General features: G+C 74.5%; 3 protein-coding genes. 1 reads left to right on the top strand and 2 read right to left on the bottom strand.

Annotation, left to right across the window (positions count from 1 at the left end):
- Positions 1-1360, bottom strand: a 1360-nt coding sequence (locus E1166_RS30035; RefSeq protein ID WP_132343184.1) for an ATP-dependent DNA helicase, incomplete at its 3' end; no start/stop codon positions are given.
- A 138-nt stretch (positions 1361-1498) separates the two neighbouring features.
- On the opposite strand from E1166_RS30035, the gene E1166_RS30030 reads away from it, so the two are divergent.
- On the top strand, positions 1499-2005 hold the full coding sequence (locus E1166_RS30030; protein ID WP_132271124.1) for a DUF402 domain-containing protein: 507 nt from the start codon (positions 1499-1501) through the stop codon (positions 2003-2005).
- A 7-nt stretch (positions 2006-2012) separates the two neighbouring features.
- Here E1166_RS30030 and sigJ read toward each other — a convergent pair whose 3' ends face one another.
- The gene (gene sigJ, locus E1166_RS30025) at positions 2013-2975 is read right to left on the bottom strand and encodes an RNA polymerase sigma factor SigJ (protein WP_132343185.1); all 963 of its coding nucleotides are present in this window, start codon (positions 2973-2975) and stop codon (positions 2013-2015) included.
- Positions 2976-3080 lie beyond the last annotated feature (105 nt).

The following is a 3080-nucleotide window of genomic DNA, read 5'->3' as shown; positions in this document are numbered from 1 at the left end:
GGGCGGGTGGGGGAGCGTCCAGTCCGAGGGCGCGGGCGACCGTGTCGAAGCGACCGCCCAGGGTCAGGGTGGCGGAGGTGGCGACGACGGTGCGTTCCTCGTACAGGTGGGTGGCGAGTGTGCCGGCGACCGAGAGCGGCGCGACCACCAGGGCCCGGCGGCTGCCGTTCTCCGGTTTCTCCACCCAGGCGACGTCGTGGTCGGCCTCCTCCAGCAGCCGTTGCGCGGTGGTGGAGAGTTCGTCCAGCACCGCCTTGGCCTGCTGCTTGCGTACCGGGTCGGGGTCGTCCGCCTTGACGTCGCCGATCGCGTCCAGCGCGGCCCGGGTCGCCGCGTCGAGCAGGGTGCACGCCTCGCGCAGCGGGGCCGGCAGGCCGGCGGTGAGTCGCCCGGCCGGCACCTCGGCCAGCCCGACGGCGAGCGCGTCGCCGGCCTCGGTGAGCCGGTCGGCGACGTCCGGTTTGAGCAGTGGCCGGGCCCGCCGGGCCGACCGGTCGATCAGCTCCGGGACCAGCTCGGCCTGGGCGGCGGAGGAGACCCGGTCGGCCAACTCGTGCGCCTCGTCGACGATCAGCAGCTTGTGCGGCGGCACGATGTGCCGGTCGGCCAGCATGTCGACCGCGAGCAGGCTGTGGTTGGTGACCACGATGTCGGCCTCGCGGGCGCGGGCCCGCGACGCCTCGGCGAAGCACTCCTGCCCGAACGGGCAGCGGGTGGCGCCGACGCACTCCCGGGCCGGCATGGAGACCAGCCGCCACGCCTGGTCGTCCACGCCCGGGTCCAGTTCGTCCCGGTCGCCGGTGTGGGTCTCGTCCGCCCAGTCGCGCAGCCGCTGGATCTGCTTGCCGAGCCGGCCGGCCTCGCCGAGCCACTTCGTGCCGCCGCCGGGCCGGGCGGCGGGCGCGTCGAAGAGGGTGTCCTCCGGTTCGTCCTCGGTGGAGCCGTCCAACCGGGCCAGGCAGAGATAGTGGTGCCGCCCTTTCAGCACGGCGAAGGTGGGCCGGCGGCCGAGCAACGGTTCGACCGCGTCGGCGAGCCGGGGCAGGTCGTGCTCGACGAGCTGGGACTGCAACGCCAGGGTGGCGGTGGAGACCACCACCGGACCGTCCACGGTCAGTGCCGGGGCCAGGTACGCCAGCGACTTGCCGGTGCCGGTGCCGGCCTGGACCAGCAGGTGTTCACCGGCGGCGACGGACCGCTCGATCGCCTCGGTCATCTGCTGCTGCCCGGGGCGGGCCGCGCCTCCGGGGACCGCGCCCACGGCCGCGGCCAGCAGCTCGCTTCCGCTGGGTCTGGCCCCCCGACGCCGGCTGCGGGCCGACGGGTTGGCGGTGTCGGTGGCGGTGCGGGGCGGGGTCACCGTGCGACGGTACCCGCCGGCACTGACGGCGGCCCTCGCGACGCCCGGGGCGGGGCGGTCACGGTACGGCAACCCGACCCCCGTGTCCGGTAACTTCCCCGCAGCGATCGACGGGCGGAATCGGCTAGGGTGCGACTCATGCCGAGCGATGTGGTCCGTGTGATCTACCGCAAGTACGACGGCAGCGCCCACCGCGACTACCCGGCCCGTCGACTCACGGAGGACGACCTCGGCGTCTGGCTGGGTGTGCCGGCCGGCACCGAGTCGGTGTACCACGGCCGCCCGTCGGTCGAGCAGATCCCGTTCGTGTTGCTCGTGCCGCATCACGCCTGGTGGACGGGGATGTTCAACCCGCCTCCGCGCACCAGTGAGGTCTACTGCGACATCACCACACCGGCCCGTTGGGAGGGCGCCGACACGGTGCACCTGTTCGACCTGGACCTGGACGTGGTGCGTCGCCGGGCCACCGGCCTCGTCGAGCTGCGCGACGAGGACGAGTTCGCCGAGCACCGGGAGCGGTTCGGCTACCCGGCGGATCTGGTCGCCGAGGCGGAGGCGGCGGCCCAGTGGCTGCTCGGCGCGTTGGGCGACGGCACCGAACCGTTCGCCACGTCGTACCGCAAGTGGCTGGCCCTGGTGCTCTGAGCGGGGATCACCAGGCCGGCGGCCAGCCGTCGTCGGTGCCCAGACCCGGCAAGTCGGGCAGTTTGTCAGGGTTGAACTGATTGAAGATGCCGGTGATCCTTCCCTCGGCGACCGCGAACGCGACCACCAGCCGCAAGGGCCGGCCGTCGGTGTGCACCGTCTCCATCTGCAAACCGAGCACGCCGTCCACCAGCACCGGGCGGCCCAGCACCCGCTGGCCGTAGCGGCCGGCCCGACCGAAGAGCCCGAGGACGAACCGGCCGACGTTGTCCGCGCCGGTGACCGGCCGGCGGGCCGAGGGGAAGTGCCCGCCGCTGTCGCTGATCAGCAGCACGCCCGGGGCCAGCACCCGGAGCAGGGCGGTCAGGTCCCCGGACTCGGTGGCGGCGGCGAAGGCGGCCACCACCCGTCGCTGCTCGGCGGCGTCGGCGGTGTGCCGGGGCGCGTCCGGCGCGTGGACCACCCGGCGGGCCCGGGAGGCGAGCTGCCGGGCCGCCTCCGGGCTGGTGCCGAGCGCCTCGGCGATCCGGGCGAAGGGCACCGCGAAGACGTCGTGCAGGACGAAGGCGACCCGCTGCTCGGGGGTGAGCCGCTCCAGCACCACCATCAGGGCGGTGCCGACCTGCTCCCGGCGGACCGCCCGCTCGGCCGGGTCGGGCGCGTAGCCGTCCGCCTCGGGGGCGGGTGGCAAGGGGCTCACCAGCGGCTCCGGCAGCCAGCCGCCGGGGTACGTCTCGCGGCGCACCCGGGCGGAGCGGAGCACGTCCAGGCAGATCCGGGCGCAGGTGGTGGTCAACCAGCCGCCGAGGTTGCGGATCTCGGCGCGGGCCGCCGGGTCACCGAGCGCCGAGGCGTACCGCAGCCAGGTCTCCTGGACGGCGTCCTCGGCCTCACTGCGGCTGCCGAGCATCCGGTACGCCACCGCCGTCAGCCGGCCGCGTTCGGCCTCGAACTCCGCCACCGTATCCACCGTCACCCGAACCTCCCGTTGTCGGTCCGCATTCTTCCGGTACCGCCGGACGGTCTGTTGCCCCGGCGGCTCTCGGGAGGCGGGGACCGGTGGGGTGGGTGATGA

The sequence above is a fragment of the Micromonospora sp. KC213 genome (assembly GCF_004348325.1).
Taxonomy (GTDB): Bacteria; Actinomycetota; Actinomycetes; order Mycobacteriales; family Micromonosporaceae; genus Micromonospora.
This window is presented reverse-complemented; position numbering and strand designations above follow the sequence as displayed.

What these genes read in the sequence shown, in the direction of transcription:
- E1166_RS30030 (WP_132271124.1), top strand. Translation starts at nt 1,499, where the DNA reads ATGCCGAGCGATGTGGTCCGTGTGATCTACCGCAAGTACGACGGCAGC.